Source organism: Mycobacterium colombiense (assembly GCF_001953985.1).
Taxonomy (GTDB): domain Bacteria; phylum Actinomycetota; class Actinomycetes; order Mycobacteriales; family Mycobacteriaceae; genus Mycobacterium; species Mycobacterium colombiense_B.
Genome location: NZ_MBEI01000051.1, coordinates 321,213 through 335,787, shown reverse-complemented (window position 1 = coordinate 335,787; position 14,575 = coordinate 321,213). Strand labels below are relative to the sequence as shown.

The window sequence follows — 14,575 nt, the reverse complement described above, 5'->3', positions numbered from 1 at the left end:
CTGAGATGGGCGGCGAAGTGCAGCGAAGCTGGGAGTTCGTGGCGGCGCCGACGCGCAATGCGCCCGGCGTCACGTCGATGGTGGGTTATCGCTCGCTGGAGGTGCCCGAGACTGTGCATCGCGGTTTGCCGTCGTCGATGTTGACGTTCATTGTCAGCCTCGACGACGGGGTGGAGGCCGCACCCACCGCCGATGGGCTGGCGAGTTCTCGGCCCAACCCGTTGGTCCTCGGGGGATTACACGTGCAGGCCAGCCATGTGCGGCAGCGGCGTGCCCAAGCGGGTGTGCAGCTGGCGGTGCACCCGTTGGCGTCGCGCGCACTGTTCGGTGTGCCCAGCGCCGAGCTGCCCGTCACCGCCTACGACGGTGTCGATGTACTCGGCCGCCGCGCGATCGAGCTCTCCGAACGTGTCGCCGAAGCGCGCCATTGGCCCCAGGTCTTCGCAACGGTGGCCGATTACCTCGTCGATGCCCGGCGCCGCCACGACGATGTGACCGTGCGTCCCGAGGTCGCGCATGCCTGGCACCTGATGGAGCGCACTCAGGGGCGAATTCCCTTGGGCGTGTTGGCAGATCGTGTCGGAGTGAGTGCGAGATGGATGACCACGCTGTTCCAGCGGGAGGTTGGCAGATCTCCGAAGACGGTGTTGAGGCTCATGCGATTCCAGCACGCGACGGCGAGCATCGCGGCGTCGGCGCGTCGAACCGGCCGGGTCGACCTCGCCGCGGTCGCAGCCGATGCCGGGTATTGGGACCAGGCGCACCTGACCCGTGAGTTCGGCCGGTTCGCCGGGGTGCCGCCAAGGGAATGGCTGGCCGAAGAGTTCCGAAACATACAAGACGGCGGGCACTCGTCCGGTTCACGATGGGACCATGACTACTTCGAATCCGACCGTCTGGTTGACGCTGCAGGCACATAACGCTGTCAAACTCATCGACTACTACGTCGACGTGTTCGGCTTCGTCGTCGCGGCCCGATACGGCGAGGGCGACAGGGTCGATCACGCCCAGCTGAATTGGCCGGAAGGCAGCGGCGGGATCATGCTGGGTAGCCACAAGGCCGGCGCGGACTGGTCGCGTGAACCGGGAACCGCCGGCGGCTACATCGTCACCGGCGATCCCGCCGCCCTCTACGAACGGGTGCTCTCACACGAGGCGGAAATCGTTCGCCCGCTCGGCAAAACCGATTACGGTGCAACCGAATTCGCCGTCCGCGACGCTGAAGGCAACTTGTGGTCATTCGGCGACTACGTCGGCGAGCCTATGCCGAGCTGATCGCTGAGGCCCCGACGCCTGGCTACCATGACCGTAGAACGCGACGGTCCCGCCAGCACGGAGGAGTGCTCATCCGATGACAACAGCGCGCCTGCCTAAACTGCCACTCGACGAAGCCAAGGCCGCCGCCGACGAAGCGGCCGTCCCCAATTACATGGCCGAGCTCAGCATCTTCCAGGTGCTGCTCAACCATCCGCCGCTGGCGCGTGGCATCAACGACCTGCTCGCCACCATGCTCTGGCACGGGGCCCTCGACTCGCGGCTGCGCGAGCTGGTGATCATGCGGATCGGCTGGCTCACCTCCTGCGACTACGAATGGACACAGCACTGGCGGGTCGCGTCCCGGCTCGGCGTTCCTGCCGACGATCTGCTGGGCGTGCGGGATTGGCCGAATCACGCGGGGTTCGGGTCCATCGAGCGGGCCGTGCTCGCGGCCACCGACGACGTGGTGCGCGACGGCGCGGTCAGTTCCGCGAGCTGGGCGGCATGCGTGCGCGAATTCGAGGGTGACACAACGGTTCTCGTCGAACTGGTGACGGTCATCGGTGCCTGGCGGATGGTCGCGTCGATCTTGCAGAGCCTGGAGGTGCCGCTCGAGGAGGGCGTGTCGAGCTGGCCGCCGGACGGCCGGTCTCCCCGGTCTTAGCGCCGGCGCGCACACCTGAGTTGCCCACGCGCCGTAGCCGATTGACTTAGCAGTCGATAACTCTTAGCGTCGGGCAATGAGAACCAGGGTCGCCGAGATGCTCGGAGTCGAATTCCCGATCTGCGCCTTCAGCCACTGCCGCGACGTGGTGGCGGCGGTGACCAATGCGGGCGGCTTCGGCATCCTGGGCGCCACCGCGCACAGCCCCCAACGCCTGCAGAGCGAGCTGACCTGGATCGAGGAACAGACCGGCGGTAAGCCCTACGGAGTCGACCTGCTGCTGCCGCCCAAATACGTCGGCGCCGAGCAAGGCGGCATCGACACCACCCAGGCCCGCACCCTGCTGCCCGACGAACATCGCGCGTTCGTCGACGACCTGCTGGCCCGCTACGGCGTCACCGCGAGCGCCGAGGAGCCCCGCGCCTGGCTGGGTGGCCTGAACATCTCGCCCAAGACGTATGAGCCGCTGCTCGACGTCGCCTTCTCCAACAACATCCGGCTGATCGCCAGCGCGCTCGGCCCGCCCCCGGCGGACCTCGTCGAACGCGCGCACGACCGCGACGTGCTGGTGGCCGCGCTGGCCGGCACCACCCGGCACGCGCAACGGCACGCCGCCGCGGGCGTCGACCTGATCGTCGCCCAGGGCACCGAGGCGGGCGGCCACACCGGCGAGGTGGCGACCATGGTCCTGGTGCCCGAGGTCGTCGACGCGGTGGCGCCGGTACCCGTCCTCGCCGCCGGCGGGATCGCCCGCGGGCGGCAGATCGCCGCGGCGCTGGCCCTGGGCGCCGAGGGCGTGTGGTGCGGCTCGGTGTGGCTGACCACCGAAGAGGCCGAGACGGTGCCCGTGGTCAAGGAGAAGTTCCTGGCCGCCAGCTCGTCGGACACGGTGCGGTCGCGCTCGATGACGGGCAAGCCGGCGCGGATGCTGCGCACGGCCTGGACCGACGAGTGGGAGCGGCCGGAAAACCCGGAGCCGCTGGGCATGCCGTTGCAGACAGCGCTGATCACCGAGCCGCAGGTGCGCATCAACCAGGCCGCCGCCCACCAGGGCGCCAAGGCGCGTGAGCTGGCCACCTACTTCGTCGGGCAGGTGGTGGGCTCGCTCGACCGGGTCCGCCCGACGCGTTCGGTGGTGCTGGACATGGTCGAGGAGTTCATCGACACCATCGGCCGGCTCGACGGCCTGGTCGAGAAGTGATTCGCCGCGGCCGGGCCAACTGCGCGGAATTGACGGATTCCTGACGGCTGGCGCGCATATGCGCAGCTCGGCGCGGTGAAGCTGGCCGAATGCTGTGTGCGCCCCTCATGAATGCGTACAGAATCTCGGACACGCTATCCAGGGATTTGACCGCGTCAGTGCCGTCGTGCATCATCGGTCGGGTAAGCACCTCGTTAGGTGAGGCGTCTACACGAATACAGGCCACTGACCCCGAACGTCGAAAGACGCCCCGGGTCAGGACAGCTCCTCCCGGCTTAAGGGTTGAGCCCAGGTGGCTTCCGGCTCGGATTGTTTTCCCGGGCCAGGACACGTCGTGTGGTGCCGAAGCTCTGACGAGTGGGGTGCGGATCTCCGACGGTCGTCGGGTTCTGCTCCTTTGCTGCGCATAGATTGCATGCGGCCCGCGCATGCGTCGTGACCGCGAGGAGGTGAGGGACACATGAGTTCTAGCGATAGTCCGGACCGAAGTCCGAACTGTGTTTCGTCCCGATCCGGTCTCCGGCGCGCGTCGTCGCAACGCTAAGTGGTTATCGCCCAAGCGTTTTGAGATCACACGGGATGGGACACATCAGCCCAGTCAGTCCCCCGTTGGATCTCCCCTTTAGGAGGCGATGATGACCGCAGCTTTCTACGACGAAGTGCTCACCGTAGCTCCCGCCCCCACGCTGACCGTGGTGCGCGACACCGACACGATCCCGGCGCCCGCCCAGGCTCCCGCGGCCAAGGCCCGCCGCCCGTCCGGCAACGCACCGTTCGGCGCCGGGAGCGACCCGCTGGTCGACGGCGCCGCCCGTCTGCTGAGCGTCCCGCTGCGTCACGTGTACGCCGCGCTGTGGCGGGTTGGCGTCCTCGAAGTCCGGGCCTGAAAGCCGAACTTCGATGGACGTCGAAAAACCGTGGCTCCAAGGGGCCGCCTGGCCGCAGACGTAGCTCTGCGCCTTGGCGACCCCTTGGAGTGCACCCGGATTTGCGGGTCTTCGTAGAATCGATCTACTGGCGTCGATCCGGCCATCACCGGGGAGCCTTCGGAAGAACAGCCGTCCTGGCTCAGTAGAACCGAACGGGTAGGCCCGTCACAGCCGTCATCGAGCGGCCACGCGAAAGCGCGGCAAGCGGGGTGGTACCGCGGCGCTCGCGCAGCCAGCGCGTCGTCGTCCCCGGTTTGCACCGTGGCACAGGAGACAACGCGCATCGTGACCGATACACCCGGCCCCGAAGCTGACCTCGAGGCTCAGCCGGTGGACTCCGTCCAGGCCTACCCCAAGCCGGCTGGCGGAGCGCCCGACTTCCCGGCGCTCGAGCTGGAGGTGCTGGACTACTGGGCCCGCGACGACACCTTCCGGGCCAGCATCGCCCGCCGTGACGGCGCGCCGGAATACGTGTTCTACGACGGCCCGCCGTTCGCCAACGGGCTGCCGCACTACGGGCACCTGCTCACCGGCTACGTCAAGGACATCGTCCCGCGCTACCGCACCATGCGCGGCTACAAGGTGGAGCGCCGCTTCGGCTGGGACACCCACGGGCTGCCGGCCGAGCTCGAAGTCGAGCGCCAGCTGGGCATCACCGACAAATCGCAGATCGACGACATGGGCATCGCCGCGTTCAACGACGCCTGCCGCGCCTCGGTGCTGCGCTACACCGACGAATGGCAGGCCTACGTCACCCGCCAGGCGCGCTGGGTCGACTTCGACAACGACTACAAGACGCTGGACCTGCCCTACATGGAGTCGGTGATCTGGGCGTTCAAACAGCTCTGGGACAAGGGCCTGGCCTACGAGGGCTACCGGGTGTTGCCCTACTGCTGGCGCGACGAAACCCCGCTGTCCAACCACGAATTGCGGATGGACGACGACGTGTACCAGAGCCGCCAGGACCCCGCGCTGACGGTGGGATTCAAAGTCACCGGCGGCGACTTGGATGGCGCGCATCTGTTGGTGTGGACGACGACGCCGTGGACCCTGCCGTCCAACCTGGCCGTCGCCGTCAACCCCGACGTGACCTACGTCGAGGTCGAGGCCCACGGCAAGCGTTTCGTCCTGGCCGAGCCGCGGCTGGCCGCCTACGCGCGCGAGTTGGGGGACGAACCCGAGGTGCTGGCCACCCACCGCGGCGCCGACCTGCTCGGCACCCGCTACCTGCCGCCGTTCCCGTACTTCATGGATACGGACAACGCATTTCAGGTGCTGCCCGGTGAGTTCGTCACCACCGAGGACGGTACCGGCATCGTGCACATGGCGCCGGCCTACGGCGAGGACGACATGGCGACCACCGACCAGGTCGGCATCACCCCGGTCACCCCGGTCGATTCCAAGGGGCGCTTCGACGCCACGGTCCCGGATTACCAGGGGCAGCACGTCTTTGACGCCAACCCGCACATCATCCGCGACCTGAAGAACGGCAGCGGCCCGGCCGCGGCCAACGGCGCGGTGCTGCTGCGCCACGAAACCTACGAGCATCCCTACCCGCACTGCTGGCGCTGCCGCAACCCGCTGATCTATCGGGCGGTGTCCTCGTGGTTCGTCGCGGTCACCGAATTCCGGGATCGGATGGTCGAACTCAACCAGCAGATCACCTGGTATCCCGAGCATGTCAAGGACGGCCAGTTCGGCAAGTGGCTGCAGGGCGCCCGCGACTGGTCGATCTCGCGAAACCGCTACTGGGGCACCCCGATTCCGGTGTGGAAGTCAGACGATCCCGCCTACCCGCGGATCGACGCCTACGGCAGCCTCGACGAGCTCGAACGCGACTTCGGGGTGCGGCCCACCAACCTGCACCGGCCCTTCATCGACGAGCTGACCCGGCCAAACCCCGACGACCCGACCGGGGCCAGCACGATGCGCCGCATCCCCGACGTGCTCGACGTGTGGTTCGACTCGGGGTCCATGCCGTATGCGCAGGTGCATTTCCCGTTCGAGAATGCCGACTGGTTCGACGGCCATTACCCGGGCGACTTCATCGTCGAGTACATCGGGCAGACCCGCGGCTGGTTCTACACCCTGCACGTGCTGGCTACCGCGCTCTTCGACCGTCCCGCCTTCAAAACCTGTGTGGCACATGGCATCGTGCTGGGATCCGACGGCCAGAAGATGAGCAAGTCGCTGCGCAACTATCCCGATGTCAGCGAGGTGTTCGATCGCGACGGCTCCGACGCCATGCGCTGGTTCCTGATGGCCTCGCCGATCCTGCGGGGGGGCAATCTCATCGTCACCGAGCAGGGCATCCGCGAGGGGGTGCGCCAGGTGCTGCTGCCGTTCTGGAACGCCTACAGCTTCCTGGCCCTCTACGCGCCCAAAGTCGGTACGTGGCGCACCGATTCGACGCAGGTGCTGGACCGCTACATCCTGGCCAAGCTCGCCGAGCTGCGCGACGACCTGACCCACGAGATGGACACCTGCGACATCTCGCGGGCCTGCGAGCAGCTGCGCCAGTTCACCGAGGCGCTGACGAACTGGTATGTGCGCCGGTCGCGTTCGCGGTTCTGGGAAGAAGATGTCGACGCCATCGACACCTTGCACACCGTGCTGGAGGTGACCGCGCGGCTGGCCGCGCCGCTGCTTCCGTCGGTGACCGAGATCGTGTGGCGCGGCCTGACTTCGCAGCGGTCGGTGCACCTCACCGATTGGCCGCAGGCCGGTGAGGTGCCCGCCGACCCCGACCTGGTCGCCGCGATGGATCAGGTCCGCGAGGTCTGCTCGGCCGCGTCGTCGTTGCGCAAGGCCAAGAAGCTGCGGGTGCGGTTGCCGCTGCCGAAACTCACGGTGGCGGTGGAGAATCCGCAGCGACTGGAGCCCTTCGCCGACCTGATCGCCGATGAGCTCAACGTGAAGAGTGTCGAGCTGACCGACGCGATCGACACCTACGGCCGCTTCGAGCTCACCGTCAACGCGCGGGTGGCCGGGCCGCGGCTGGGCAAGGACGTGCAGGCGGCCATCAAGGCGGTCAAGGCGGGGGAGGGCGTCGTCAATCCGGACGGCACCCTGACGGCCGGACCCGCGGTGCTGCAACCCGAGGAATACAGCTCACGCCTGGTCGCGGCCGATCCGGAATTCACCGCGGCCCTGCCCGACGGGGCGGGGCTGGTGGTGCTGGACGGCACGGTGACCCCGGAACTCGAGGCCGAAGGCTGGGCCAAGGACCGGATCCGCGAGCTGCAGGAGCTGCGCAAGTCGACGGGTTTGGATGTCTCCGACCGGATTTCGGTGGTGATGGCGGTACCCGGCGAGCGGGCCGACTGGGCGCGCACCCACCGCGACCTCATCGCGGGCGAGATCCTGGCCACCAGCTTCGAATTCGGCGATCCGGCCGACGGCGCCGAGATCGGCGACGGCGTGCGGGTGAGCATCGCCAAGGCATAGCTAGCCGGAAGCGCTCAGTCGCTGGACCGCAGCGCCCGGTGGGCGTGCGGCCAGAACGGCATGCCTACAGCCACCGTCGCCCCGGTGGCGATCACGCCAACCGCAACGTCCACGCTCTTGCGGCCATCCGAGGCCCAGTAGACGTCCTTGAGGTCCAACAGCAGCGCCAGCTCGTCGACGATCATCGCGTTGGCCGCGCCGTACGCCACCGCCGCCGCGGGATGCCGCCGTTGCTTCTCGCTTCCGCGCAGCCCCACGCCGGCCACCGTCGCCAGCATCCCGATGCCGATGTTGTAGTGGTGAAAGTGCTTGCCGCCCAACGACACACCGCCACCGGAGGGTCCATGGCCGGCGCGGATCCAGTGGGTGAGGCCGCGCAGGCCCGCGAAGGTGAGGGTGAACGACGCCCAGGCCAGCACCGTGGTCTGCTCCCCGGGTTGCAGGCGTTCGTTCCATTGATGGCGCAGTCGGGCCCATCGCGTCGAGGGCGACGCGCCCCCCTGCGGAACGGCCGCGTCGCCGGACCCGATGGCCATGACAAAACGTTAGTCCAACTGGCGGTTCGCGTGGGCCCTAGCATCGAGCGTGTGGAGTCGCGGTGGGTGCTGCACCTGGACATGGATGCGTTCTTCGCCTCCGTCGAGCAACTCACCCGCCCGACGCTGCGCGGGCGCCCGGTGCTGGTCGGCGGTGTAGGCGGGCGCGGCGTGGTGGCCGGGGCCAGCTACGAGGCGCGCGTGTTCGGGGCGCGCTCGGCCATGCCCATGCATCAGGCCCGCCGGCTGGTCGGCGTGAACGCGGTGGTGCTGCCGCCGCGCGGCGTGGTGTACGGGCTGGCCAGCAGGCGCGTCTTCGACACCATCCGCGCCGTGGTGCCCGTGGTCGAGCAGTTGTCCTTCGACGAGGGGTTCGGCGAACCCGCGCAGCTCGCCGGCGCGTCCGCCGAGGACGTCGAGGCGTTCTGCGAGGACCTGCGGCGACAAGTCCGCGACGAGACCGGCCTGATCGCCTCGGTGGGCGCCGGCTCGGGCAAGCAGATCGCCAAGATCGCCTCCGGGCTGGCCAAGCCCGACGGGGTCCGCGTGGTGCGCCGCGCCGAAGAGCGGCTGTTGCTCGGCGGGCTGCCGGTGCGCCGGCTGTGGGGGATTGGCCCGGTCGCCGAGGAGCGGCTGCATCGCCTCGGCATCGAGACCATCGGTGAGCTGGCCGCACTGACCGAGGCCGAGGCGGCCAACATTCTGGGCGCCACGATCGGGCCGGCGCTGCACCGGCTGGCCCGCGGGATCGACGACCGCCCGGTCGCCGAACGCGCCGAGGCCAAGCAGATCAGCTCCGAATCGACCTTCGCCGCCGACCTGACCAGCCTGGAGCAGTTGCGTGAGGCCATCGAACCGATCGCCGAGCACGCCCATCACCGCCTGCTGCGCGACGGCCGCGGCGCGCGCACCGTCACCGTCAAGCTGAAGAAATCCGACATGAGCACGCTGACCCGGTCCGCGACGCTGCCCTATGCCACCACCGAGGTCGCCGCGCTGGTGGGCATGGCCCGCCGGCTACTGCTCGATCCGCGCGAGATCGGGCCCATTCGCCTTCTCGGCGTTGGCTTTTCGGGGCTCAGTGACGTACGCCAGGAATCGCTGTTTCCGGATTTGGAACTGGCTGCGCCGCAACCGGATTCACCGTCGGTCGAGACCGCGACCGAGGCCATGTATGGGCCCGGGCCCCAGGCAGCGGAGGCCGCGGGGTGGCGGGTCGGCGACGACGTCGCCCACCGCGAGCTCGGGCACGGCTGGGTGCAGGGCGCGGGCCACGGCGTGGTCACCGCGCGGTTCGAAACCCGCAGCTCCGGCCCCGGCCCCGCCCGGACATTTCCCGCCGACGGCGGTGATCTGGTGCGCGCCAACCCGATCGATTCCCTGGATTGGCCCGATTACGCCGGGGGGCTGCAGGCCGATGCGCTGTCAGCCCCACCGGGCAACGACGTCGGCGATGGGTAGCTCGGCGGCCGGCGCGGCGATCAGCAGCACGCGCGCCTGAGGCGGTCGCAGCCGCGGCACCATCACCGCCCCGGCCGCCGCCATGTCGTGGCCGGGGCCGTAGCTGGCACCGACCCGCCCGCCGGGGACGCGGGTGGACACCGCGACGACGATCCCGTCGCCGCAGTGCCGGCGCACCGCGTCGACCACCGCGGGTCCGGCGTTTCCCGAACCCAGCGCCTCGAGCACCACGCCCCGCGCGCCGGCGGCCACGCACGCATCGAGGGCCACCGCGTCGCTGCCCAGGTACGCCGCGACGATGTCGACGCGCGGCGCGTCGTCGGCCCGCAGATCGCCGACGTACGGGCGGGTCTTCGGGCCGGTGAGGGTCACGTCGCCGGCCACGCCGCCGAGCAGCCGGCCGGTGAAGCCGCTCAGGTCCTCGGTGGCCACCTTGCTCATGCCCAGCGGCTGCAGCACCCGGCCGGCGAAGCACAGCAGCACGCCCAGGTCGCGGGCGGCCGGGCTGGCCGCCACCGTCAGGGCGTCACGCACATTCGCGGGGCCGTCCGCGTCGGGGGCGTCGGCGCTGCGCATGGCGCCGGTCAGCACGACCGGGGCCTGGCCCCCATAGGTGAGATCGAGCCACAACGCGCTTTCCTCCATGGTGTCGGTGCCGTGCAGCACCACCACACCGTCGGCCCCGCCGTCGACCGCGGCCGTCACCGCGTCGCGGATCCGGTCCCAATCGGCCAGCGTCAGCTCCGAGCTGTCGACCGCCAGCAGGTCAACGACGTCGACGTCGTGTTCTTCGCGGAAGGGCGCCGTCAGGTCCGACCCGCTGTACGACGGCCGGTGCACCCCGTCGGCGCCGGTGCCGGTCGATATCGTGCCCCCGGTGGCGATCACGGTGAGGCGGGCCATGGTGGCATCATTGCGCATCGCCCCTGCGCGAACATCGCTAGCCTGCGTGGGGCAGTAGGGGATGATGGGGAAGTGCCTGAAGAACCAACGAAATCGACTGAGCCGGTGACCTCAGCCGAAGAGGCTGGTGAGGCCGCCCCGGTCGAGCGAGACCCCGAGCCCGAAACGGCCGCCCCGGCCCAACCCGCGCCACGGCGTATACGGCTGCTGCTGTCGATCGCGGCGATAGTCCTGGCCCTCGACGTCGTCACCAAGGTCCTGGCCGTCAAACTGCTGCCGCCCGGCCAGCCGGTGCCGATCATCGGCGACACGGTGACCTGGACCCTGGTGCGCAACTCGGGTGCGGCCTTCTCGATGGCGACCGGCTACACCTGGGTGCTGACGCTGATCGCGACCGGTGTGGTGGTCGGCATCTTCTGGATGGGGCGCCGGCTCGTCTCACCCTGGTGGGCGGTGGGCCTGGGCATGATCCTCGGCGGCGCGATGGGCAATCTGGTCGATCGCTTCTTCCGCGCCCCCGGGCCGCTGCGCGGGCATGTCGTGGACTTCCTGTCGGTCGGCTGGTGGCCGGTGTTCAACGTCGCCGACCCCTCGGTGGTCGGCGGCGCCATCCTGCTGGTGGTGCTGTCGATCTTCGGGTTCGACTTCGACTCGGTTGGTCGGCGCACCGCCGGCGACCGGCGCAAGGACGAGGGCGGCAGCCAGGACAGTACGGGTGAGTGACCGCTCGATGCCCGTCCCGGAGGGACTGGCGGGCATGCGCGTCGACGCCGGGCTGGCCCGCCTGCTGGGACTGTCGCGCAGCGCGGCGGCCGCGATCGCCGAGGACGGCGGTGTCGAACTCGACGGCGTCCAGGCCGGCAAGTCCGACCGGCTGACCGGCGGTGCCTGGCTGCAGGTGCGGCTGCCTGAGGCGCCCGCGCCGCTGCAGAACACGCCGGTCGACATCGAGGGCATGGCGATCCTGTACTCCGACGACGACATCGTCGCGGTCGACAAGCCGGCGGCGGGGGCCGCGCACGCGTCGGTCGGCTGGTCCGGGCCCACGGTGCTCGGCGGCCTGGCCGCCGCCGGCTACCGGATCACCACCTCGGGGGTGCCCGAGCGGCAGGGCATCGTGCACCGCCTCGACGTCGGCACGTCCGGCGTGATGGTGGTGGCGCTGTCCGAGCGCGCCTACACCGTGCTCAAGCGGGCGTTCAAACAGCGGACCGTCGACAAGCGCTATCACGCGCTGGTGCAAGGACATCCGGACCCGTCCAGCGGGACCATCGACGCGCCGATCGGGCGTCATCGCGGCGGCGAGTGGAAGTTCGCGGTCACCAAGGACGGCCGGCACAGCCTTACCCACTACGACACCGTGGAGGCGTTCGTCGCCGCCAGCCTGCTCGACGTGCACCTGGAAACCGGCCGCACCCACCAGATTCGGGTGCATTTCTCCGCGCTGCATCACCCGTGCTGCGGTGACCTCGTCTACGGCGCCGACCCCAAGCTCGCGAAAAGGCTTGGGCTGGAACGTCAATGGCTGCACGCCCGCTCGCTGTCCTTCGCCCATCCGGCCGACGGCAGGCGGATCGAGATCGTCAGCCCCTACCCGCCCGATCTGCAACACGCGCTGGACGTGTTGCGCGACGAGGGCTGACTCAGGCGGGCTTGCGGGCCTCGACGAGCACCCGCGTGGGGTAGGTGACGAACGGCCCGTCGGCCTCGATGCGCTCGTGCAGTTCGGCAAGCCGCTCGCGGTAGCGCTGCACGCTGAAGTCGGGCACGGTCCAGATCACCTTGCGCAGGAAATACACAATGGCGCCGACGTCGAAGAACTCGGCGCGCATCCGCTCCATCCGCATATCGACGATTTCGAGCCCGGCGGCCTCGGCCTGTGCGCGCACGGCGTCCGGGTGGAACTCGGCCCACTTCTCCGGCTGCGGCCCGATGAAGTACTCGACCAGCTCGGCCATGGTGGCCGGGCCGATGTGCTGGGCGAAGTAGGTGCCGCCCGGCCGGAGCACCCGGAGGATCTCGCTCCACCAAACAGAGATCGGGTGACGCGTGGTCACCAGGTCGAACGCTTCGTCGGCGAATGGCAGCGGCGGCTCGTCGCGGGTCGCGACGACCACCACGCCGAGCGCGTGCAGACGCCGGGTGGCCAGCGCCGCGTTCGGCGGCCACGTCTCGATGGCCGCCATGGTCGGCGGGAACGGTGCCGCACCGGACAGCACCTCACCGCCGCCGGTGTGAATGTCCAGCGCGGCCGACACCGTCGCCAAGCGCCCCCTGAGCAGCCGCTGATACCCCCACGACGGGCGTTCCTCGGTGGCCCGGCCATCCAGCCACGAAAAGTCCCAGCCCTCGACCGGGGCGGCGTCCGCCTCGGCAATCAGGTCGTCAAATGTGCGCCGCATGTCAGGCATGCTAGGCGCGCGGCGCGCCTAAATCCGTTAGATTCTGACCTTGCCGGCGTCGCCCGCGGCGATCTCGGGGGCCAGTGGTGCGATCGCGCCGAGTATCTCGGTGACCGTCTCCGACGGCACCCCGGCGGCGGCCAGCGCGTCCGCCAAATGCCCGGCCACCAAACTGAAGTGGTGCATGGTGATCCCGCGGCCCTGGTGCACCTGCTTCATCGGGGCGCCGCTGTAGGGCTCCGGGCCGCCCAGGGCGGCGGCGAAGAATTCCACCTGTTTGCCCTTGAGGCGGCTCATGTTCGTGCCGGTGAAGAAGCCGGACAGTTCATCGTCGGCAAGCACGCGGACGTAGAAGTCCTCGACCACGACTTCGAGCGCCTCGTGCCCACCGATCCGGTCGTAGATGGGTGCCGGTGCGGAGTTGCGGAAGCGCGCCAGAATTTTCATAAGAAGGATTGGAACATTGCGGCGTTGCTCGTCAGTTAGTGCGCGATCACACCCGGATTGCCCTGTGTAACAACCGGATTGCCCACGGCTGGCGGCCTTTCCCGGCGAGCCGTGAGACCCGGGCGTCGCGTTACATGAGGGCAATCTGCATCGGGGTGATCCACTGATGTCCTAGGTTGGCTTAATGATGCACGTCACATCAGTCGCGCAGCCCCGCAAGTCGGTCGTGGTCAACGGGCAGGCCAGTTGCGGTCGGGGGGCTCACATCATCAGGAGCGAAGCCGATGAATCTCGGTGACTTAACGAACTTGGTGGAGAACTCGATCGGGAACCTGGTGGAAAGGCCACTGGCCGCGGTGTCCCACATCGTCAACACCCCGAACTCGGCTGGGCGGTATCGGCCGTTCTATCTGAGGAATCTGCTGGACGCGGTGCAGGGCCGCACGCTCGAGGAGGCCGTCGAGGGCAGGACCGCACTGATCACCGGGGGATCCTCGGGCATCGGTGAGGCCGCCGCGAAGAAGATCGCGGAGGCCGGCGGTGCGGTGGCCCTGGTGGCGCGCACCCGGGAGAACCTGGAAAAGGTCGCCTCCGAGATCCGCAACGACGGCGGGACCGCCCACGTCTACCCGTGCGACCTGTCCGACATGGACGCCATCGCCGCGATGGCCGATCAGGTGCTCGACGATCTCGGCGGCGTCGACATCCTGATCAACAACGCGGGGCGCTCGATTCGGCGCTCGCTGGAGTTGTCCTACGACCGGATCCACGACTACCAGCGCACGATGCAGCTGAACTATCTCGGTGCGGTCCAGCTGATCCTCAAGTTCATCCCCGGGATGCGCGAGCGGGGATACGGGCACGTGCTCAACGTCTCCTCGGTCGGCGTGCAGACTAGGGCGCCGCGCTTCGGCGCCTACATCGCCAGCAAGGCCGCGCTGGACAGCTTGTGCGACGCGCTGCAGGCCGAGACGGTGAACGACGACGTGCGGTTTACCACGGTGCACATGGCGCTGGTGCGCACGCCGATGATCAGCCCGACCACGCTCTACGACAAGTTCCCGGCGCTGACGCCCGAGCAGGCGGCCGGGGTGATCGCCGATGCGATCGTGCACCGGCCGCGGCGGGCCAGCTCGCCGTTCGGGCAGTTCGCCGCCGTCGCCGACGCGGTCAACCCGGCGGTGATGGACCGGGTGCGCAACCGGGCGTTCGCCATGTTCAGTGACTCCGACGCGGCGAAGGGCGACGAATCATCAACCGAGGCAACGAAATTCGATAAACGCAGCGAGAACTTCGTCCGGGCGACCCGAGGGATACATTGGTGACGG

The 14,575-nt window shown here is 69.0% G+C and carries 14 protein-coding genes and 1 riboswitch; of the genes, 10 read left to right on the top strand and 4 right to left on the bottom strand.

All coding sequences use genetic code 11. The annotated features are described in order from the left end of the window. Nucleotides 1-77: 77 nt before the first annotated feature. From A5732_RS14360 to ileS, 6 genes are all read left to right on the top strand, one after another. On the top strand, nucleotides 78-920 hold the full coding sequence (locus A5732_RS14360; protein WP_076102562.1) for a helix-turn-helix transcriptional regulator: 843 nt from the start codon (nucleotides 78-80) through the stop codon (nucleotides 918-920). Continuing rightward, entirely contained in the window at nucleotides 874-1,275 is a 402-nt protein-coding gene (locus A5732_RS14355) for a VOC family protein (protein WP_076050558.1), read from the top strand. The genes A5732_RS14360 and A5732_RS14355 overlap by 47 nt, the downstream gene beginning before the upstream one ends. Nucleotides 1,276-1,351: 76 nt before the next feature. Continuing rightward, nucleotides 1,352-1,921, top strand: a complete 570-nt coding sequence (locus A5732_RS14350; RefSeq protein ID WP_076102543.1) for a carboxymuconolactone decarboxylase family protein — start codon at nucleotides 1,352-1,354, stop codon at nucleotides 1,919-1,921. Between the two features lie 76 nt (nucleotides 1,922-1,997). Further along, the gene (locus tag A5732_RS14345) at nucleotides 1,998-3,122 is read left to right on the top strand and encodes an NAD(P)H-dependent flavin oxidoreductase (protein ID WP_076102542.1); all 1,125 of its coding nucleotides are present in this window, start codon (nucleotides 1,998-2,000) and stop codon (nucleotides 3,120-3,122) included. Between the two features lie 183 nt (nucleotides 3,123-3,305). Further along, nucleotides 3,306-3,491, top strand: a riboswitch (M-box (ykoK) riboswitch). Nucleotides 3,492-3,757: 266 nt separating this feature from the next. Then, nucleotides 3,758-4,009: an Rv1535 family protein gene (locus A5732_RS14340; RefSeq protein WP_076050563.1), complete on the top strand. Its 252-nt coding sequence runs from the start codon at nucleotides 3,758-3,760 to the stop codon at nucleotides 4,007-4,009. Nucleotides 4,010-4,381: 372 nt separating this feature from the next. Next, nucleotides 4,382-7,498 carry an isoleucine--tRNA ligase gene (ileS, locus tag A5732_RS14335; RefSeq protein ID WP_076102560.1) on the top strand — a complete coding sequence of 1,039 codons (3,117 nt, stop codon included), beginning with the start codon at nucleotides 4,382-4,384 and terminating at the stop codon, nucleotides 7,496-7,498. A 14-nt stretch (nucleotides 7,499-7,512) separates the two neighbouring features. On the opposite strand, the gene A5732_RS14330 is transcribed toward ileS, so the two are convergent. Then, nucleotides 7,513-8,034, bottom strand: a complete 522-nt coding sequence (locus tag A5732_RS14330; RefSeq protein ID WP_171975020.1) for a hypothetical protein — start codon at nucleotides 8,032-8,034, stop codon at nucleotides 7,513-7,515. A 66-nt stretch (nucleotides 8,035-8,100) separates the two neighbouring features. On the opposite strand from A5732_RS14330, the gene A5732_RS14325 reads away from it, so the two are divergent. Next, entirely contained in the window at nucleotides 8,101-9,495 is a 1,395-nt protein-coding gene (locus A5732_RS14325) for a DNA polymerase IV (RefSeq protein ID WP_171975023.1), read from the top strand. Here A5732_RS14325 and A5732_RS14320 read toward each other — a convergent pair. Continuing rightward, nucleotides 9,460-10,416 (bottom strand): asparaginase, encoded by a 957-nt coding sequence (locus A5732_RS14320; protein ID WP_076102540.1) that lies wholly within the window; start codon nucleotides 10,414-10,416, stop codon nucleotides 9,460-9,462. The genes A5732_RS14325 and A5732_RS14320 overlap by 36 nt on opposite strands. Before the next feature lie 54 nt (nucleotides 10,417-10,470). On the opposite strand from A5732_RS14320, the gene lspA reads away from it, so the two are divergent. Together lspA and A5732_RS14310 are read left to right on the top strand one after the other, a co-directional pair. Beyond that, entirely contained in the window at nucleotides 10,471-11,121 is a 651-nt protein-coding gene (gene lspA, locus A5732_RS14315) for a signal peptidase II (RefSeq protein ID WP_076050554.1), read from the top strand. Then, a complete protein-coding gene (locus A5732_RS14310; protein ID WP_076102539.1) occupies nucleotides 11,114-12,040 on the top strand; it encodes an RluA family pseudouridine synthase in 927 nt (308 codons plus the stop codon). Before lspA ends, A5732_RS14310 begins: the two co-directional genes overlap by 8 nt. 1 nt (nucleotide 12,041) lies before the next feature. On the opposite strand, the gene A5732_RS14305 is transcribed toward A5732_RS14310, so the two are convergent. After that, nucleotides 12,042-12,800, bottom strand: a complete 759-nt coding sequence (locus A5732_RS14305; RefSeq protein WP_076050552.1) for a class I SAM-dependent methyltransferase — start codon at nucleotides 12,798-12,800, stop codon at nucleotides 12,042-12,044. Between the two features lie 36 nt (nucleotides 12,801-12,836). Further along, nucleotides 12,837-13,247: a group I truncated hemoglobin gene (locus A5732_RS14300; RefSeq protein ID WP_076050551.1), complete on the bottom strand. Its 411-nt coding sequence runs from the start codon at nucleotides 13,245-13,247 to the stop codon at nucleotides 12,837-12,839. Nucleotides 13,248-13,531: 284 nt separating this feature from the next. Between A5732_RS14300 and A5732_RS14295 the strand changes: the two genes are divergently transcribed. After that, on the top strand, nucleotides 13,532-14,572 hold the full coding sequence (locus A5732_RS14295) for an SDR family NAD(P)-dependent oxidoreductase (protein ID WP_076050550.1): 1,041 nt from the start codon (nucleotides 13,532-13,534) through the stop codon (nucleotides 14,570-14,572). Nucleotides 14,573-14,575: the final 3 nt, after the last annotated feature.

Bases quoted from the DNA above. Each gene is read 5' to 3' on its own strand.
- A5732_RS14330 (WP_171975020.1), bottom strand. From the start codon at position 8,034: ATGGCCATCGGGTCCGGCGACGCGGCCGTTCCGCAGGGGGGCGCGTCG.
- A5732_RS14355 (WP_076050558.1), top strand. From the start codon at position 874: ATGACTACTTCGAATCCGACCGTCTGGTTGACGCTGCAGGCACATAAC.
- A5732_RS14305 (WP_076050552.1), bottom strand. From the start codon at position 12,800: ATGCGGCGCACATTTGACGACCTGATTGCCGAGGCGGACGCCGCCCCG.
- A5732_RS14350 (WP_076102543.1), top strand. From the start codon at position 1,352: ATGACAACAGCGCGCCTGCCTAAACTGCCACTCGACGAAGCCAAGGCC.
- A5732_RS14360 (WP_076102562.1), top strand. From the start codon at position 78: ATGGTGGGTTATCGCTCGCTGGAGGTGCCCGAGACTGTGCATCGCGGT.
- A5732_RS14300 (WP_076050551.1), bottom strand. From the start codon at position 13,247: ATGAAAATTCTGGCGCGCTTCCGCAACTCCGCACCGGCACCCATCTAC.
- A5732_RS14320 (WP_076102540.1), bottom strand. From the start codon at position 10,416: ATGCGCAATGATGCCACCATGGCCCGCCTCACCGTGATCGCCACCGGG.
- A5732_RS14345 (WP_076102542.1), top strand. From the start codon at position 1,998: ATGAGAACCAGGGTCGCCGAGATGCTCGGAGTCGAATTCCCGATCTGC.
- A5732_RS14295 (WP_076050550.1), top strand. From the start codon at position 13,532: ATGAATCTCGGTGACTTAACGAACTTGGTGGAGAACTCGATCGGGAAC.
- A5732_RS14340 (WP_076050563.1), top strand. From the start codon at position 3,758: ATGACCGCAGCTTTCTACGACGAAGTGCTCACCGTAGCTCCCGCCCCC.